Here is a 15,815-nt window from a genome sequence, read left to right as displayed (position 1 = left end):
TCGAGACTAGGACGTTGATAGGCAAGGTGTGTAAGCGTTGTGAGGCGTTGAGCTAACTTGTACTAATGACTCGTGAGGCTTAACCATACAACCCTGATGGGTTTTGTATGAGAGACTAATGTTTCTAAGACAAAATTAGAATGAAGCACTTAATGTAGTGTGGACTCAAACTTAATTTCAGTTTACTTGCTCTGGCGAGTAACAGCTTTCCAAACTTTTTTACCTTTAGTTTTTAAAAAACTGAAAGTAAAAGCAGAATTTGTCTGGAAACCATAGAGCTGTGGTCCCACCTGAATCCATTCCGAACTCAGAAGTGAAACACAGTATCGCCGATGGTAGTGTGGGGTCTCCCCATGTGAGAGTAGGTCATTTCCAGGCGCCTAATACACGATAAATCCCCAGCACTCTGTGTTGGGGATTTTTTCGTTTAATGGCTTTTGAATTGAACACTCGGATAAGGCGGGGAAATCGCGAACGTGAGCTAAATGCTGGTTAGTTCAGCACGATGTAAGTGTGTTGACTCGCATATAAAAATGCTTAGCAGTAGCGTAAACTTCTTTTAGGGGCTGCTCGCGCTATGGCTTTGACTGGTTGCAGTAATGTCTCTGCGTGCTGCTTGATAAAGGCTACCCCGGCTTGTTTTCCCTGTAAATAATCTGATTGTAACGCTAACTTTTTGCTGCCAATGAGTTTGCTTTTTAGGTTTTGCTCAGGAAATATTTGGATTATTTCTAAATCATCGGGCGGAGACTCAATAAAGCGTAGTGCATCACGGTAGGCATACTCGTGGTGTATGAAAAAATCTAACGCTTTAGGGCATTGATTCGATGTACATACCCATGACTTGAGACGATTAACCCATGGTGTATTGGCGGAGTATTCTTTTGGGAGTGTACGCAGTACAACGATTTTTTTCGCTCCTCGTTTATAAGCTTCCTCCACAGGTAATGGTGCTGAGAGACCGCCGTCAACTTGAAACTCGTCATTAATCTTTACCCCTTGCTTGTATAAAAAGGGGAGGGCGCTCGATGCTTTGAGTAATGTTATCCAATTGTCTTTATTGGGCGAAAAAAAACTGGCTTGGAAATTTGAACTGTTGGTAGTTGAAATCAGTAGTTGGCGCTTTTGTAGTTGCTCAACTCCTTTATGGATATCAAGCTGATGTGGTCGCAGCTCTCCCTGCTTATTGATACCCACTTGATCAAAATACCAATCTAAATCAACACTGCTCTGGCCTTTTAAAGGGCGGCTTAAGCTAAAAAATTTTGGTGAGCTTGAAAGTTCTGTAATGGATGTATGCGCGAATCCCTTTTGTCGCGTTAAGTAACTAGATAAATTTTGTGCACCAGCAGATGTACCTATTAGTAATCTAAAGGGATTAAATTGTTGATCTAGCCAACTGTCTAAAATCCCCGCGGTAAATATTCCTCGTTGCCCACCACCTTCAGCCACGAGTGCGATTTTAGATTGAGGAAAATTGCTGTTACTACCATGCAAGTTTTGCTCAAGATTGGGGAGTTCAATATTTTTTGTGGAGGATAACGCCATAACGCTGCTCAGAAGTTAAATCAGTTGTACTATTACTGACTAATTTAACCTTTGTGCTGTAATTTGTGTAATGGGTAAAACAAATCACTTAAATAGATTAATTCTATAAGCACTAATATATCTGCTCTACTTTTGTTATTTTTTTCGCATCAGTAACAGCATCGCTAAGCTTACGGCAAATAAGGCTGGAATTGCATAGGCCCAGTTTATTGTTATCGATTCACCAGTAAGTAATACAAATACCGGAATTAAAAAGATATAGGCGGAAACTTGCTCTGGGGCTAATCTGACACTGGCTTTTTGAAATAGGAAGAAACTGATTGCTGTGGCGAAGATCGCAAGATATAGGGTTGCCAACCATGCATTAGTCGATACATTCTTCCAGTTATAGGCTGCAATATCGGGTATTAATGAAACCGATAAAATCAGGCTTGCAGCGATTAAACTCCAGCCTGTAAATACCATAAAGTCCTCTTGGCGATAACAGGCCTTGATAACTAACGGGTTCGCTGCCATTGCAACGCAGCCGAGCATGAACAGGCTGTAGCCCGAATTCCAAGTTATATCAGCGCTCGATTCGCTCGCTTGTTGTACTACCAAGGTGAGTGCACCGATAAAACCTAAGCCTAATGCGGCCCATGTACTTAATTTGCCTAGATGTCTATTTGTCAGCACCACCAGAAGGCCTGTAATAAGTGGTACCGATGTGTATAAGGCGCTCGTTGCAAACGCGGTTGTTTGCGTAAGGGCACTGAACATGGCGGTAAAATACAATAGTGAAGGCAGGCAGACTAAAGTGTAACGTAGGAGATCACTTCTCGTTGGTAATGTGAGTCGTCGAGTCGCTGTCAGTAACAAGGTAAACAGCGTTGCAGCAATAATATACCTCAGCCAAGTTGCTATCATAGGTGGGACTTCTAGCATTAGCTGCTTGCCGATAGGAAAGGTCATAGCGATTACGAAGGTGAAGATAAACATCTGTAGGTGTGGCAAAGCGGATTTAAACATTTCAAACCTTCAATAAAAAAGGGCGGAGTTCCGCCCTTTGTTCACAATAGCCTAGGGCTTAGTTAGCTAGAGAGAAGAATATACCGGCAATAGCAGCACTCATTAAGTTGGAGCATGTCGCTGCAACTACGGTGCGTAAGCCATATTTAGCGATGAAGTCCGTTCTTGATGGACACAGTGTACCGAGTCCGCCAATCAAAATACCCATAGAGGCTAAGTTTGCAAAACCACACAGTGCGAAGCTGATGATCACTTTACTCTTTTCTTGAAGAACTTGCAGTCCGGCTGCGGTGACTTCTTGGGTGTCTTTTAGGTACGGAGCAAGATCGCTATAGGCAACGAACTCGTTGACGATAAGCTTCTTACCTATCATAGAGCCTGCAATCGCCATATCGGCCACAGGAACACCAAGCAAGAAGGCTAACGGCGCAAAGATCCAGCCTAAGATCCCTTCAAGAGAAAGCTGCATGCCGACCATATCACCAAAGCCACCGAGCAGGTTATTGGCTAGGGTCACCAGACCTATCATGGCGATCAACATTGCACCGATTGCTGCAGCAAGTTTAAGGCCACTCGCAGCGCCTTCACCGGCTGCAGCTAAAACATTGACAGGAGGCTTCTCGTCAAACTGAATTTTGCTATCCATGGTGTAAGCTGGCGTACTTGTTTCGGGAAGGATTAACTTCGCAAATAACACACCACCAGGAGCAGCCATAAATGATGCTGCTAGTAAGTACTCCATGTTGACGCCCATCATGGCGTAACCTGCTAGTACAGTTCCCGATACTGAAGCCATACCACCACACATTACGGCGAAGAACTCTGAGTCGCTCATCTTAGCCATATAAGGCTTAATGACTAGCGGTGCTTCACTTTGACCAACGAAAATATTCGATACTGCAGACATAGACTCAGGCTGCGAGGTGCCCAGTAATTTAGCCATGCCACCACCGATAATACGGATGATAAACTGCATGATGCCTAAGTAATAAAGTACCGCAATCAAGGCCGAGAAGAATACCACTAAAGGCAGTACGTTAAGTGCGAATACAAAGCCAATGCCTTCAACAGAGAAGTTGACTAGGTTACCAAATAGGAAGCGAATACCTGCTTTACCGCTATCAAGTACCACATGTACGCCGTGAGACATTGACTCTAACGCTTGACGTCCCAGTGGCACATATAACACGAGTGCACCAATTAAGACCTGTAAACCAAGCGCAGCACCTACTGTACGTAATTTAATTGAACGTCGACTAACCGAGCACGCAAATCCAATGCCTAGCAGCACTAGCATGCCGATAAAACCCATGAACATCATTGATCTATCCTCTACGATTTAACGCTATCGACGAATGCAATAATTAGCTGCAGGAAGTCACTTTCAGCTAGTTTTGCGCACTTAAGAGTTTGTTCATGTGATAGCTTCACATCACCTAGGCCTTCAGCCATGTTGGTAATCGCGCAGACTGCAAGTACAGGTAAACCGCAATGTGCAGCAGAGATCACTTCGGGTACCACTGACATGCCAACAACATCACCGCCGATGATCTGCATCATGCGGATCTCCGCTGCAGTTTCGAAGCATGGGCCAGGGTAAGAAACAAATACGCCTTCGTTTAGCACGATGTTTTGAGCTTTGGCTATCTCAAGTGCTTGTTCACGTAATGCTTTATCGTAAGCGTTTGCAAGACTGAAGAATCGAGGACCATACTTGTCGTCATTTGGGCCTGTCATCGGTGTGCTAGGCATAGTGTTGATATGATCTGAGAATACAACCAATGAACCGACATCAATACGGTCTGGGCGTAGTGAGCCTGCTGCATTGGTCACTAGCAACATTTCACAACCTAGGGTTTTGAATGTACGCACAGGAGTGGTCATGACCTTCATCGATTCATGCTCATAGAAGTGACCACGTCCCTTCATACAGGCAACTGCAACGCCATTTAAATAACCAAGTACTAGCTCGCCACTGTGACCTTCTACAGTGCTAACTGGGAAGCCATCAAGTTCTTGGTAACTGATGCTAACCTTATCTTCGAGCTTATCGGCAAGCACGCCTAAGCCTGAACCTAAGATCATTGCAATCTGTGGCTTAAAGCCAGGCTTGTATTTCTCGATGGTAGCAATAGCATTTGGGACTGGGTCGTACAGAGACATATTATTTTCCTAAGTGGATTTGTTATTGCCCTCACGATATTCCGAAGCGATTTTGATTAAAATCACTAAAATCGACCCTAATGTGCTGTTTTTCGGTACATTAAGCAGAACGATAGCCTTGAGCATAAAAATGGTTATTCAAGGTATTGAAAATGGCTTCAATGGATGGTTTTTAGGCTTGAATGACTGAGTTTATGGTAAATAAATGGATAGCAAATTTGTGAACAATGACCATAGCGTTGTGCCGTTAGATTTAAATAGTCTTTATTGGGCTGAGCGTATTAGCATGAAAATGCTGCGGTATTTTTATGTAGCAAGCCATAGTCAAACATTAACTCAGGCTGCGGAGCGGCTACATATTTCAAAGTCACCCTTGAGTGCACAGATGCGAGAGCTTGAAGCGATTCTTGGTGTTAAGTTATTTAACCGGGATAAAAGAAGCATTCAACTGACTTCGACTGGTTTAACGTTACGCCATGAGTGCCAGTCAATTTTTAGTGTAATGGAAAGTGCTGTGAGTAAAGTAACCCAGCATGCCAGAGAAACTCAGGGACAGCTTCGTTTAGGTATTGTTAGTTCGGTATTTTGGGCGGGGTTTGGTTATGCCTGTCAGCAGTTGAAAACTCAATACCCACGTATTCAATTCGAGTTCTTGGAGCTATCGCCTCAGCAGCAGAAGGTGGCACTGTTCAATAATGAGATCGATATTGGCTTCGTGCGTTACGCCGACACTTTAGATATTTCTCCGTTAGAGTCCTGTAACCTTTACTGTGAGCCTATGGTGGTCGCGCTTTGTGATAGGCATGAACTCAGTGGATGTTCTCAGTTATGTTTGTCGGAACTGGCCAATGAAAAATTTGTCATCATGAGTCATAAAAACTCTGCCTCGGCACAGTTGGTCGTCAATCACTGCATCAAGGAGGGCTTTATCCCACAAATAACCCAAGAGGTTGTGGAACCGATGACTTTAATGAACGTAATAGAGAGTCAGGCTGGGATCTCTGTGGTACCTCAAAGCTTTAGCCGTCAGAGTTGGAGGCATATTCGCTTTATATCGCTAAAGCAGGAGATCCATGCAAATATTTGTGCCGTGTATAACCCACAAAAGATCACCCAAGAGAAACAAGCTCTGATCCAATCATTACATCAGTTTATGAATGCTGAACCGTTAGCGCCTATTTAGCCCTAATACTGATAGGTATAACAATGTAGAACAAAAAAGCCCGCTTTCACAATCGCGGGCTTTTTGATAGCGAATATCTATTGGTTTTCAATTCGCTTTTTAAAGGCTTTGCGCGTTTCCTCATCGGCCTGTTGGTACCAAAAGTCGAGCATCTGTCCTACATTCACTTGGCTGCTTGCTTTAGGCTTAGTCGTTGTACTAGCGGGTGTAGTGGCTGTTGTGCTAGCAGTCGCTACGGCAACTGAAGCTGTTGTCGGTGTTACGCTAATTACTGCAGGCTGGATATTGAGTGACGCTTCTTGCGCTGTGAGGTTGTAGGCGGCCATTTCAGCCTCGTAATCTCGACCTAGCTGCAGGCCTTTCTTGATGAGCATTCCTAGATCGAAGGAAACAAGGTTACCGTCTTGATCCTCTAAGGTTACTTGGGGGGACTGATTAAATTTATTGGCCGCACTGCCAGATCGAATACGCGGCATAGATAATGCTAAGTCGGCATTGCTTTGGTCGAACTTGATGATAATCACATCTGACTGGAACTGAGTTTGTGACCCCTGCTGCTTGTAACGTCCAAGGTATCGAAAGGCAATTTGGTTAATACCGTTTTTAAGATTTAGCGTATCTCTGCCACTAGCATCAACACCATTAACCAGCACCAATTCAGAGTTGGAAGGCATAGAGAGGGTAACGTCAGCAAAAGCTGATGTGGTAAACAGTAGCAGGGCACTACTTAAGATAAGAGCATGACGCTTCATTTGAGATCCTAATATGAATTTATGCCCTCTTTATAGCAGAAGGAGGCCGAATTTGCCTCACTTGTATACCAATGCTTGGATATGAATAACAGTTTATCGATTTATTTATGGGTATAATTCTTATAAATGCCGTAGAGGGAATATCTGTGCTAACTAAAATATTGATCACATTGTTAATTATCGTCGGCGCAATGGTTTATCTGCGTAAACCTAGAGAAAATGGAGTCCGCGCCAGTACTAAAGAGTTAGGTAAGAACATAAAGCTTCGAATTGGTGCCTATGTTTTGATCAGTTTGTCACTCACCGCTACTGCTGCATATTGGTATTGGGATTGGAGTGATGGCAATAAAGTTGTCAGTGTGACGATAGTGTCGCCAATGAGTGAAGAGTCCGTTGTTTATCAAGTGAAGAAGAAGGATATCACTAGCAATGAGATAACAACTATTAACGGGATCCGCATTAGATTGTCCAATCAGGAGCGAATTATCGTAGCTAACACGGTAAATAAGTAATCTTCATGGATTTTATTTGTGTTAGCCCTTTGCAATAAGGCGTTATAAGGTAGAATAGCCCACGTTTTTTGACCAATCTATTTGCTATATGTGTTTTAAGGAGGAGCTATGATAACAGCCTATGCCTATGAGGATCGTAAACTTACGATTATCGAATTGAGCATGAAGGACAACATCCCTCCCGGTATTATCTGGCTGGACCTGTATAAACCTGATGAGCAAGAAAGAGAGTGGTTAAGCGGTTTCTCTGTTGAAGATGTGCCTGATGAGGAAGATATCAACGAGATTGAGGCTTCTGCACGTTTTTATCAAAATAAAGATGGACTGCACATCAATTCGTTATTCCCCCAACGTGCGGGACAGGACGTAAAAGGGGTTAACGTCTCCTTTAATCTGCGTCAAAACTTCTTGCTAACAATCCGTGAGGAAGATGTAGGTCTTATCCGCTTACTGCGTAATTACTTAAGACTCGGTAAGATCGAAGCCAGTACACCCGAGGCGCTTCTACTAGAGCTTTTTAACCTCAAAGTTGATTATCTTTCGGATCTTATTGAGGACGTATATACGGTTCTTGAAAACGTAAGTGAAGAGGTATTTAAGAATGAAGAGCTTGATAATGTATTTAAGCTTATCACTCGTCAGGAAGACTCAAACGGTAAAATACGTTTAAGTTTGCTCGATACTCAGCGCTCACTCAGGTTTTTGCAGAAGCATTATCGTGGACAGCTGTCTGATGATGAGTTCAAAGATCTACGTGAGATGCTATCAGATATCGAGTCCCTGATGCCACACAGTCAGTTTATTTTCGATAAACTTAACTTCTTGCTCGATGCGGCGATGGGCTTTAGTGGATTACAGCAAAATAAGATCATTAAGATCTTCTCGGTTGCGGCAGTGGTCTTCTTACCCCCCACAGTGATCGCCAGTGCTTACGGCATGAACTTCGTTAATATGCCTGAACTAGACTGGCAGTTAGGCTATCCAATGGCCATTGCAATGATGTTTGGTAGTGCGGCGGGAACCTATTTTTTCTTCAAGCGTAAAGGTTGGTTATAACACTAATTCAAGAGGGCTATTGCATAAAAAAGCTCGCAACTGCGAGCTTTTTTGCCCTACGGCGATGGTAATACCAATCGGTATTAAGTGCTACTTAGCCGTTTTCCGCAGTGGGACGACTTCAGCCCTATGCTTTAGAAACTCTTCAGGTTGACAATAAACCTGATTAAGTTTTGCTAGTTTCTTGAACATAAGGCTACTAACGAGGTGACAACGTTGATAGGGGGTCTTACACAAGGCTAAACGCTTATCTAAGTCGTCAAGTAGTGATGTTAGACTTGCTTGATTACTCTGGCGGCTCTGCGCAATCGCCTCTTTACTCAGTCTTTTTTGTAGAGCATCCAATTTCTCTGGGGTGTTTTCTGCCATCCATAACAGTCTGTCAAAACTTGGTAGTTTAGTCATAAAAACTAACCTCGACATGAAAACCAGTAGATTTAACCTTAGTCAGTCGAGGTGGTTTCAGCAAGAAATAGTGAGTTCTACACTATTGTTGCGTTATTTATGACGGGTTATGTTTCTGCTCCAAAGAAGTAACTGATTTTCTCTCTTGGGTTGAGATATTTAAGCACTTTGTCAGGTAGTGCGGCTACGGGTAAACATCTAACAATACTCAAGCCTTCATTAGCTAAGTCCACAATCGGAGCTTGCTCCTTGGGGACGGTCGGATCGTAAACTAATACTCTTGGCAGTAATAACTGGCTCAAGTTAACTGACATCACCATGGCAAATTGTCCTGATGATAATTCAACCACACTGCCTGGTGGATAAACTCCGAGCATTTTGACCAAGCGGTTAACCATTTGCTGATTTAACTGCGTTTGATAGTTTTTATAGAGGTAGCCTAATGCCGAGTAGGGGGTTCTGGCTTTCTTGTTTCTATCAGAGTGGCAAAGGTTATCGTAAGTGTTAATTGCACAGACCAGCTGACTGAGCTTGTCGAGATCGGGTTCTTGCAATCCTTTAGGCGTACCGGAGCCATCCAAAAATTCATGATGATTTAAGATGATAGGTAGCGCTTCTGCAGGAAAGTTATCAGCAAGAGTCAGCAATTCAGCCGCCATCGCTGGGTGTTGATTAAAATAGATTTGTTCTGCATGAGTAAAAGCAGTGGTCTTTCGTAGTAGCTGAGTTGGGATCTTGATTTTGCCTATATCGTGGAATAGTGCGCCCATCCCCACGAGCTCAATCTCTTTGCGGCTCCAACCTAGTTCTTTGGCGATAAGCATAGAGAGTACGGCAACGTTTAGGGAGTGATAATAGATCCCTTCATTGCTTTTGGCATCGGCCATCAGGTGCAGTACCAGTTTATCATCGGTGAGTAGCTGATTGCAGACACCATGAATAAGGTCTTTGGCTTCGTTGACCGCATCGAGTGGCCTATTGCGCAGTTTACTGGTGAGGTTACGCATCATGGCAAGATTACGAGTAAAATGCTTCTCCGTCTTTTGTAGGTGACGCCTTAAAGACTGCTGTGCTTCGATGCTTTTGTTTTTTTGCTGTTTTAACTCACCAGACAATAACTCTAGATTGTTGTCGATAATTTGCGATTGTTGTTGCTTCGCTTCTAGTCTCGAAAGCGGCTGACTATCACTACGCTCAGGGCGGACGTAGACAAACTCAAGGCCAAGGTTTTTAATCAGCTCAATTTGAGTCTGCTGCTTGATTTTGAAGCTATTAAAGATGAAGGGGTGATCTTTCCACGCAATCGGTAACCTAACAAAGTTACCTATCTGCAGCTGTCCAACAGCGACTTTACAACTATTCGTCATGGGCATTAGTTTAGGCTTTTCATTAGCCGCTATTCTAACTCAAGTTATATAATTTACAATTACTTAACTGATAAATTTACAGATGTTGCACAACTGTTGATGCCGTTGTTCAACTCGCAGCCGGTGTTTTAAATGAATGCTGGTGGTAATGCTAGAGATTATGGAAGGAATGCGGTTGTGGAATGACTGAACAATTAACGGCTCACTTTATTGCTCTGCATCTGGTTAGGAGCGTTATTACGTTTTCTATTCGCTGATAGTTAAAGTTGATTCAGAGCTATTTTGACTGCTGTAATCAAAATAGCTCTGAAGAGCTTATTTTTAGGGTGAGGATCTATGTTTAAGCTGGTGGAAAACTTGCTTTAGAAACTGGGTTTAAAAACTTAATGAAACTGTGATGAAGTGAATGCGGTTGTCGCTGTAGAACCCTCTTGGTTGGATTGGGTTTAAGCTTCCATCAATCTTGCCATCTCCCAGCGATTGGTATTGATAGGCGACCCCGAGTACTGAGCCGCTGTCGAGGGTCTTTAATGCCCCTAAACCGAAGCGCCACTGTTGATCTAATGGAAGAATGACATCTCTATCAGCTGGAGCTAGTGGGCTGGAATCTAAGCTGAAGCCTGACTGAAGTGTCCACGCATTCAGCTGATAGCTAAGGGCTATGCCGCCGCCCCAAGTGTCTGAATATTTATCGTTATAACGGCTCCACTGTTGCCAGTTGGCACTCACCATTAGCGTAAGCTCGCTAGTCAGCTGCTGTTCGAGGCCAAGCTCAATACTTTGCGGCCAATTAACATCCATGGTCTGAGGCTCGGGTAGGCGGGTTGCGAGGTTTAGTTCATGCTTACCGCCGTAGTTATAGGTCAGGCCTAAGTTAGTGCTATCCGATAGCTGGTACATGGCGCCGAGGGCAAATGACGGGGACCAGTTATTTCCTTCTATGGTGTTTGCCTGCTCGGTTCCCTGAAATAGATCAACCTGAAGATCGGCGTATTGAGCAATCACAGAGGCGCCTACAGAGAGCTTGTCATTGAGCTGGTATGACGCCGATGCGGTGATATTTACAATGGCGATATTGTTCTCATTGATGATATTCGCAGGGCCGCCGGCAACACCGTTATCGTAGCTCATCCCCAATCCGCCAGGGGAGTGCATCGCAATACCTGCAACCCAATCATCATTGAGTCTTTTGGCGTAGGATAGATGAGGCATAAGCTGCCCCGCAGTTCCAATGCTGCCATCTCGTAGGTCATAACGTTCAAACTCAGACTTTACATCTAAATATTGAGCGCCTACTACTGCGCTACTTTCTGCTATGCCAGAGAGTGCGGCAGGGTTAGTGATCACCGCCGATGAGTCGCGATTATTGGTGACATTGGCAGCCCCTGCAGTGGCAACACTTTCTGCGGTACCTATCTGTGAAAGGCTCAATCCTGCTGCGCTGGCAGTGCTTGCAATAAGGCCACTTCCTAGGGTGAGAGTTATTGCCATTGTAAGTCTGTTTAATTTCATCATTTTATTCCAAAAGAGTCAGTTACAGTGCACCGAAAGGTGCACTGTGTTAGTGGTAGTTACTGGTTAGTTTCAGCAGGATTAGCTACGCGATGGATCATGGTGTACATCACTGGAATAACAATAAGGGTTAAGATGGTGGCAAAGGTTAAGCCCGCCATCATGGCCACAGCCATCGCTTGGAAGAAGCCATCAGTAATAAGTGGGATCATGCCTAGCACTGTGGTGACCGCCGCCATACTCACAGGGCGTACCCTAGAGACTGAGGCATCGATAACTGCGGCGTAGTCCTCTTTGCCCTCTTTGATCTGCAGTTTTATCTCCTCAACCAGTACAATGGCATTTTTAATCAACATACCGGTCAAGCTCATGGTGCCTAGCAGTGCAAGGAAGGTGAATGGCATATTGGCGCTGTAGAGGCCGACAACCACACCGATAATGGCAAAGGGCACCACGGTCCAGATCACGGCAGCATCTTTAAATGAGCTAAACAGTAAAATGGTGATTAAGATCATCACTAGATAACCGCCACCTAGCTTTTCGCCCAGTGCCACGAGTGCATCTATTGAAGTTTCATGCTTGCCTCCCCAGTGCATGCTGTAACCTTCTGGCAGTTCAATTGCTTCCACTTCAGCTTTAAAAGATTGCAGTACCGCAGCTGTGGTAAGCTCGCCCATCTGATCTTCATCTGTCATCGCCATCACGGTGCGTTTTCTGTCGCGGCGCATGATGACGGGATCTTCAAACTCCACATCGAAACTATGCACAACTTGAGAGAGGCTGACATAACTTTGTAGCTGGTTACTCCAAACTTGGATCTCCATAATGCCGTTAATATCGGTGCGTTCAGCTTCTGGGGGCTGCACTATGATAGGCATAAGATCTGAGCCTTCTCGGTAGAGGCCAACGCTACGACCGGAGAAGTTAGCGAGTAGGGCGCTGTCGACTTGAGATTTGCTGATCCCTAAGTTACGGGCCGCTTCAACATTAAAGTCGGGGCGGATCACCTTAGTGCGCTCACGCCAGTCATCACGTACCGCCGTTGCACCTTCGTGACGAGCCATAATCGTTTTGGCTTGATTGGAAAGATCGCGCAGAACATCGGGATCAGGGCCTTGGAATCTCGCCTCAATACGACCATCAGGTGCTGGGCCCATCTCGAAGCGTTTAAAGTTGTAGTTACCGCCGGCAAAGTTCTCCTCAAGCATGGCCCTCACTTCGGTCATGACATCGGTAAGCTTGTCCATATCCTTGACGGTGACCATCAGATTACCGTAGTTGTTGTACATCTTCTCCGGCTTGTAGGCGAGCATAAAGCGAACATGCCCGCCGCCGACACTTGAGGCAACTTGGGTCACTTCAGGATGAGTAAGCACTAGCTGCTCCATCGCCTGGATCTGTTGTGCTGTCGCACGAATATCAGTGCTGTAGGGCAGCCAAGTATCCACCATAAACTTAGGTAGATTCATCGGTGGAAAGAACTCATTCTTAAGCATGCCAAAGCCTTTGAGTGAGCCAAGCAGCAAAACAAGCAGTATAAGCATGGTGGTTTTTCTGCGGCGGATACAGATCTTTAAAAACTGACGGTAGCTGGTAAATACCACGCCCTTGTAGGGGTCAACCTCTTCGCCCTCAGCGGTGGGTTGAGTGTTCTTGAAGAAGATGGATGCAAGAAACGGTGTGGTGGTAATAGCAGTGATCCAGCTAAGGGTGAGTGAAATCAATACCACCCAGAATAGGCTGCCGACCAGTTCACCAGATATATCTTCAGACAGACCGATAGGCGCAAAGGCGGTAACGGCAATAACGGTTGCACCTAGCAGTGGCCATTTGGTTTGTTCGACAATATTGATAGCTGCGCGAAAGCGTGATTTGCCTCGCTGCATACCAATCAATATTCCCTCGACCACGACGATGGCGTTATCTACCAGCATCCCCAACGCGATGATCAGCGCACCTAGTGAGATCCGCTGTAGGTCGATCCCCATCTGCTCCATGAAGATAAAGGTGCCTGTTACCGAGAGAATAAGCACAATACCGATAATAATACCGCTCTTAAGCCCCATGGTGAGTAACAGCACGCCGATCACAATGGCGACCGCTTCAATCAAGCTCCAGACAAATCCATCAACGGCCTTTTCAACCTGAGTGGGCTGGTTGTAGATGTTTTCCATCTCGATACCCACAGGCTGCTTATTGAGCATACTGTCGATATGGGCTTGGACTCGCTCGCCCACTTCAATGACATTTTCGCCGGGCATAAATGAGACGCCAAATTCAAGTGCTGGCAGGCCATTCATCGACATCAGCTTAGTGGGAACTTCCACATAGCCGCGTCGGATTTGGGCGACATCACCCAGTAATATTCGCGCAGAGGCGCCCACAGGGCTGATGACTAGATCTCTTAGCTCGGTGATATCTTGAAACTCACCCGTAGGGAAGAGTCTGACGGTATCGTCTTGAATACGAATTCGTCCGGCATTGGAGACGGTATTTTGCTGCTGCAGTAGCGCCGTGATGTGATCGATAGGGATATTGAGCGCGGCAATTTTACTGTTAGAGATCTCGACAAAAACTTGCTGCTGTTGAATACCGCCAACCATCACCTTGCTGACGCCCTCTAAGGTGACCACATCACGCCTAAGTTGGTCGGCAAACTGCTCTAGCTCTGCCATCTCATAGCCGTCACCGGTTATGCCCCAGATCATGCCGTAGACATCACCAAAGTCATCGTTAACTATCGGTTTAGAGGCGCCGGGAGGAAGTGTGCGCAGATCGCCTATCTTGCGTCTGACCTCATCCCAGATTTGCGGCAGATGTAAGCTGGTATATTCAGACTCCATCATCACATCGACCTGAGACAGACCCGCGGTACTCACCGACTTGATCCATTTGACCGAAGGAAGTTGCTGCAGGGCACTTTCGATAAGTAGTGTCACTTCCTCCTCAACTTGTTCAGGCGAGGCCCCCGGGTAAGCGGTGACAATTAACGCTGAGCGTGGGGTAAACTCGGGATCTTCCAGTCTGCCTAAGTCCTTAAAGGCCATTATGCCACCAATGGCAAGCACCATGATGATAAGCCAGCTAACGACAGAGTTACGCATGGAGTAACCCGCTATACCGCCACCTTCACACTCGGCGTTGATATCTTCTGGCTTTTCAGTTGGTTGGGGGGGATTAGCCATTATAAGCCTCGCTCACGTTGAAGTTCTTTGACCTGCTGCATTGCAGTTATATGGTTGGTTCCAGCGGCGATGACTCTGTCGCCGACCTTTAAACCTGTATCGATAACTGCACCAGATGTCAGCAGTCGTGTGACATTCACTTCTCTAAGGTGAGTTCTATTTTCACCATCGAGTACCCAGACAAACTCTTTTCCTTCATTAAGGCTGCTGGTTTCTTGGCTAAAGATTGCCCCGACTGGTGCAATAACAAGTTCGCTGTTGCCCAGTTGATCGCCTGCAAGCACAGTTTGCACATTCGCGCTCATGCCTGGTAGCACTCGCATACCATCTGGGACCATAACAGAGAGAGTGACTCTAAAACTCAATGCACCAGAGCTGGTGGATTTGCGCATCTCTTTAAACGTGGCTGTGAGCGGTTTTTCAGGGTAACTATCTAAGATAACTTGGGTGGTGAGTTCACTAAATTTCTCTGAGTCAAACCGCTTTAACAGCTTTTCAGGCAGGTCGAATTGGATATCGCTGACGCTGTCATTTTGAAACTCGACAATGGGCTGGGTTGCGGCTACATGATCATGATCTTCACTGTGTATTTGTGCAACGACACCATCATAGGGAGCGTAGATCTTAGTGTACTTAAGGTTTTGGCTGGCTCTATCAAGGTTAGCTTTGGCCATCAACATCTCGGCGCGAGAGGTATCGAACTCGGCTTTTGTTGCCAGTCCCTTAGGTACCAATGTTGCGTTACGTTCATGCTGTGCAACAGCGAGTTCGTGCTTAGCACGGGCATCATCGAGATGAATATTAAAATCGGTAGGGTCTAGCTCAGCAATAAGCGTGCCTGCTTCAACACGTTTCCCTTCGGTAACATAACGCTTAGTGATCTGTCCAGGCACTCTAAATGCCAAGGAGGTACTGGCATTGGCAGATACTTGGGCGGGAAAGCTTCGCTGCACACTGCCTGCAGCGCTTACTACCGTTGCAATTTTTGCGGGCCTGACCACATCGCTTTGTGCTTGCTCTTGTGAGTCGTCGCTACAACCAAAGAGAACGGGGGTCGTTAATACTAGTGTCGTTGTTAATAACCAAGGTTTAGAAAGGTGTTTCATAGATACTCCACAAGCTTT

The 15,815-nt window shown here is 45.4% G+C and carries 13 protein-coding genes and 2 rRNA genes; 5 read left to right on the top strand and 10 right to left on the bottom strand.

Annotated elements, in window-relative coordinates; all coding sequences use genetic code 11:
• Both JMA39_RS19060 and rrf read left to right on the top strand, forming a co-directional pair.
• Nucleotides 1-87 (top strand): 23S ribosomal RNA (locus JMA39_RS19060); the annotation flags it as partial.
• A 175-nt stretch (nt 88-262) separates the two neighbouring features.
• Nucleotides 263-378: ribosomal RNA gene (gene rrf, locus JMA39_RS19055) — 5S ribosomal RNA — on the top strand.
• Nucleotides 379-537: 159 nt separating this feature from the next.
• Here rrf and JMA39_RS19050 read toward each other — a convergent pair.
• From JMA39_RS19050 to xapA, 4 genes are all read right to left on the bottom strand, one after another.
• Nucleotides 538-1,548 carry a patatin-like phospholipase family protein gene (locus JMA39_RS19050; protein WP_202723460.1) on the bottom strand — a complete coding sequence of 337 codons (1,011 nt, stop codon included), beginning with the start codon at nt 1,546-1,548 and terminating at the stop codon, nt 538-540.
• Between the two features lie 135 nt (nt 1,549-1,683).
• Nucleotides 1,684-2,556: a DMT family transporter gene (locus JMA39_RS19045; protein ID WP_202723459.1), complete on the bottom strand. Its 873-nt coding sequence runs from the start codon at nt 2,554-2,556 to the stop codon at nt 1,684-1,686.
• Nucleotides 2,557-2,614: 58 nt separating this feature from the next.
• Complete coding sequence (locus tag JMA39_RS19040) at nt 2,615-3,877, bottom strand: NupC/NupG family nucleoside CNT transporter (RefSeq protein WP_202723458.1); 1,263 nt, start codon at nt 3,875-3,877, stop codon at nt 2,615-2,617.
• 11 nt (nt 3,878-3,888) lie between these two features.
• Entirely contained in the window at nt 3,889-4,719 is an 831-nt protein-coding gene (gene xapA / locus JMA39_RS19035) for a xanthosine phosphorylase (protein ID WP_202723457.1), read from the bottom strand.
• A 205-nt stretch (nt 4,720-4,924) separates the two neighbouring features.
• On the opposite strand from xapA, the gene JMA39_RS19030 reads away from it, so the two are divergent.
• Nucleotides 4,925-5,902, top strand: coding sequence for a LysR family transcriptional regulator (locus tag JMA39_RS19030; protein ID WP_202723456.1), 978 nt, complete (start codon nt 4,925-4,927; stop codon nt 5,900-5,902).
• 77 nt (nt 5,903-5,979) lie between these two features.
• Here the strand turns inward: JMA39_RS19030 and JMA39_RS19025 are convergent, their stop codons facing one another.
• A complete protein-coding gene (locus JMA39_RS19025; RefSeq protein ID WP_202723455.1) occupies nt 5,980-6,654 on the bottom strand; it encodes a YccT family protein in 675 nt (224 codons plus the stop codon).
• Between the two features lie 146 nt (nt 6,655-6,800).
• On the opposite strand from JMA39_RS19025, the gene JMA39_RS19020 reads away from it, so the two are divergent.
• Both JMA39_RS19020 and corA read left to right on the top strand, forming a co-directional pair.
• Nucleotides 6,801-7,166 (top strand): hypothetical protein, encoded by a 366-nt coding sequence (locus JMA39_RS19020; RefSeq protein WP_244999889.1) that lies wholly within the window; start codon nt 6,801-6,803, stop codon nt 7,164-7,166.
• Between the two features lie 108 nt (nt 7,167-7,274).
• Nucleotides 7,275-8,222 (top strand): magnesium/cobalt transporter CorA, encoded by a 948-nt coding sequence (gene corA / locus JMA39_RS19015; protein ID WP_202723453.1) that lies wholly within the window; start codon nt 7,275-7,277, stop codon nt 8,220-8,222.
• 90 nt (nt 8,223-8,312) lie between these two features.
• On the opposite strand, the gene JMA39_RS19010 is transcribed toward corA, so the two are convergent.
• From JMA39_RS19010 to JMA39_RS18990, 5 genes are all read right to left on the bottom strand, one after another.
• Nucleotides 8,313-8,627 (bottom strand): DUF3135 domain-containing protein, encoded by a 315-nt coding sequence (locus JMA39_RS19010; RefSeq protein WP_202723452.1) that lies wholly within the window; start codon nt 8,625-8,627, stop codon nt 8,313-8,315.
• A 107-nt stretch (nt 8,628-8,734) separates the two neighbouring features.
• The gene (locus JMA39_RS19005) at nt 8,735-9,994 is read right to left on the bottom strand and encodes an HD-GYP domain-containing protein (protein WP_202723451.1); all 1,260 of its coding nucleotides are present in this window, start codon (nt 9,992-9,994) and stop codon (nt 8,735-8,737) included.
• Nucleotides 9,995-10,369: 375 nt separating this feature from the next.
• Complete coding sequence (locus JMA39_RS19000) at nt 10,370-11,485, bottom strand: OmpP1/FadL family transporter (RefSeq protein WP_237732923.1); 1,116 nt, start codon at nt 11,483-11,485, stop codon at nt 10,370-10,372.
• An 80-nt stretch (nt 11,486-11,565) separates the two neighbouring features.
• Nucleotides 11,566-14,691 carry an efflux RND transporter permease subunit gene (locus tag JMA39_RS18995; RefSeq protein WP_202723450.1) on the bottom strand — a complete coding sequence of 1,042 codons (3,126 nt, stop codon included), beginning with the start codon at nt 14,689-14,691 and terminating at the stop codon, nt 11,566-11,568.
• Nucleotides 14,691-15,797 carry an efflux RND transporter periplasmic adaptor subunit gene (locus tag JMA39_RS18990; RefSeq protein WP_202723449.1) on the bottom strand — a complete coding sequence of 369 codons (1,107 nt, stop codon included), beginning with the start codon at nt 15,795-15,797 and terminating at the stop codon, nt 14,691-14,693. The genes JMA39_RS18995 and JMA39_RS18990 overlap by 1 nt, the downstream gene beginning before the upstream one ends.
• Between the last annotated feature and the right edge of the window lie 18 nt (nt 15,798-15,815).

The sequence above is a fragment of the Shewanella schlegeliana genome, from assembly GCF_016765635.1.
Taxonomy (GTDB): domain Bacteria; phylum Pseudomonadota; class Gammaproteobacteria; order Enterobacterales; family Shewanellaceae; genus Shewanella; species Shewanella schlegeliana.
This window is presented reverse-complemented; position numbering and strand designations above follow the sequence as displayed.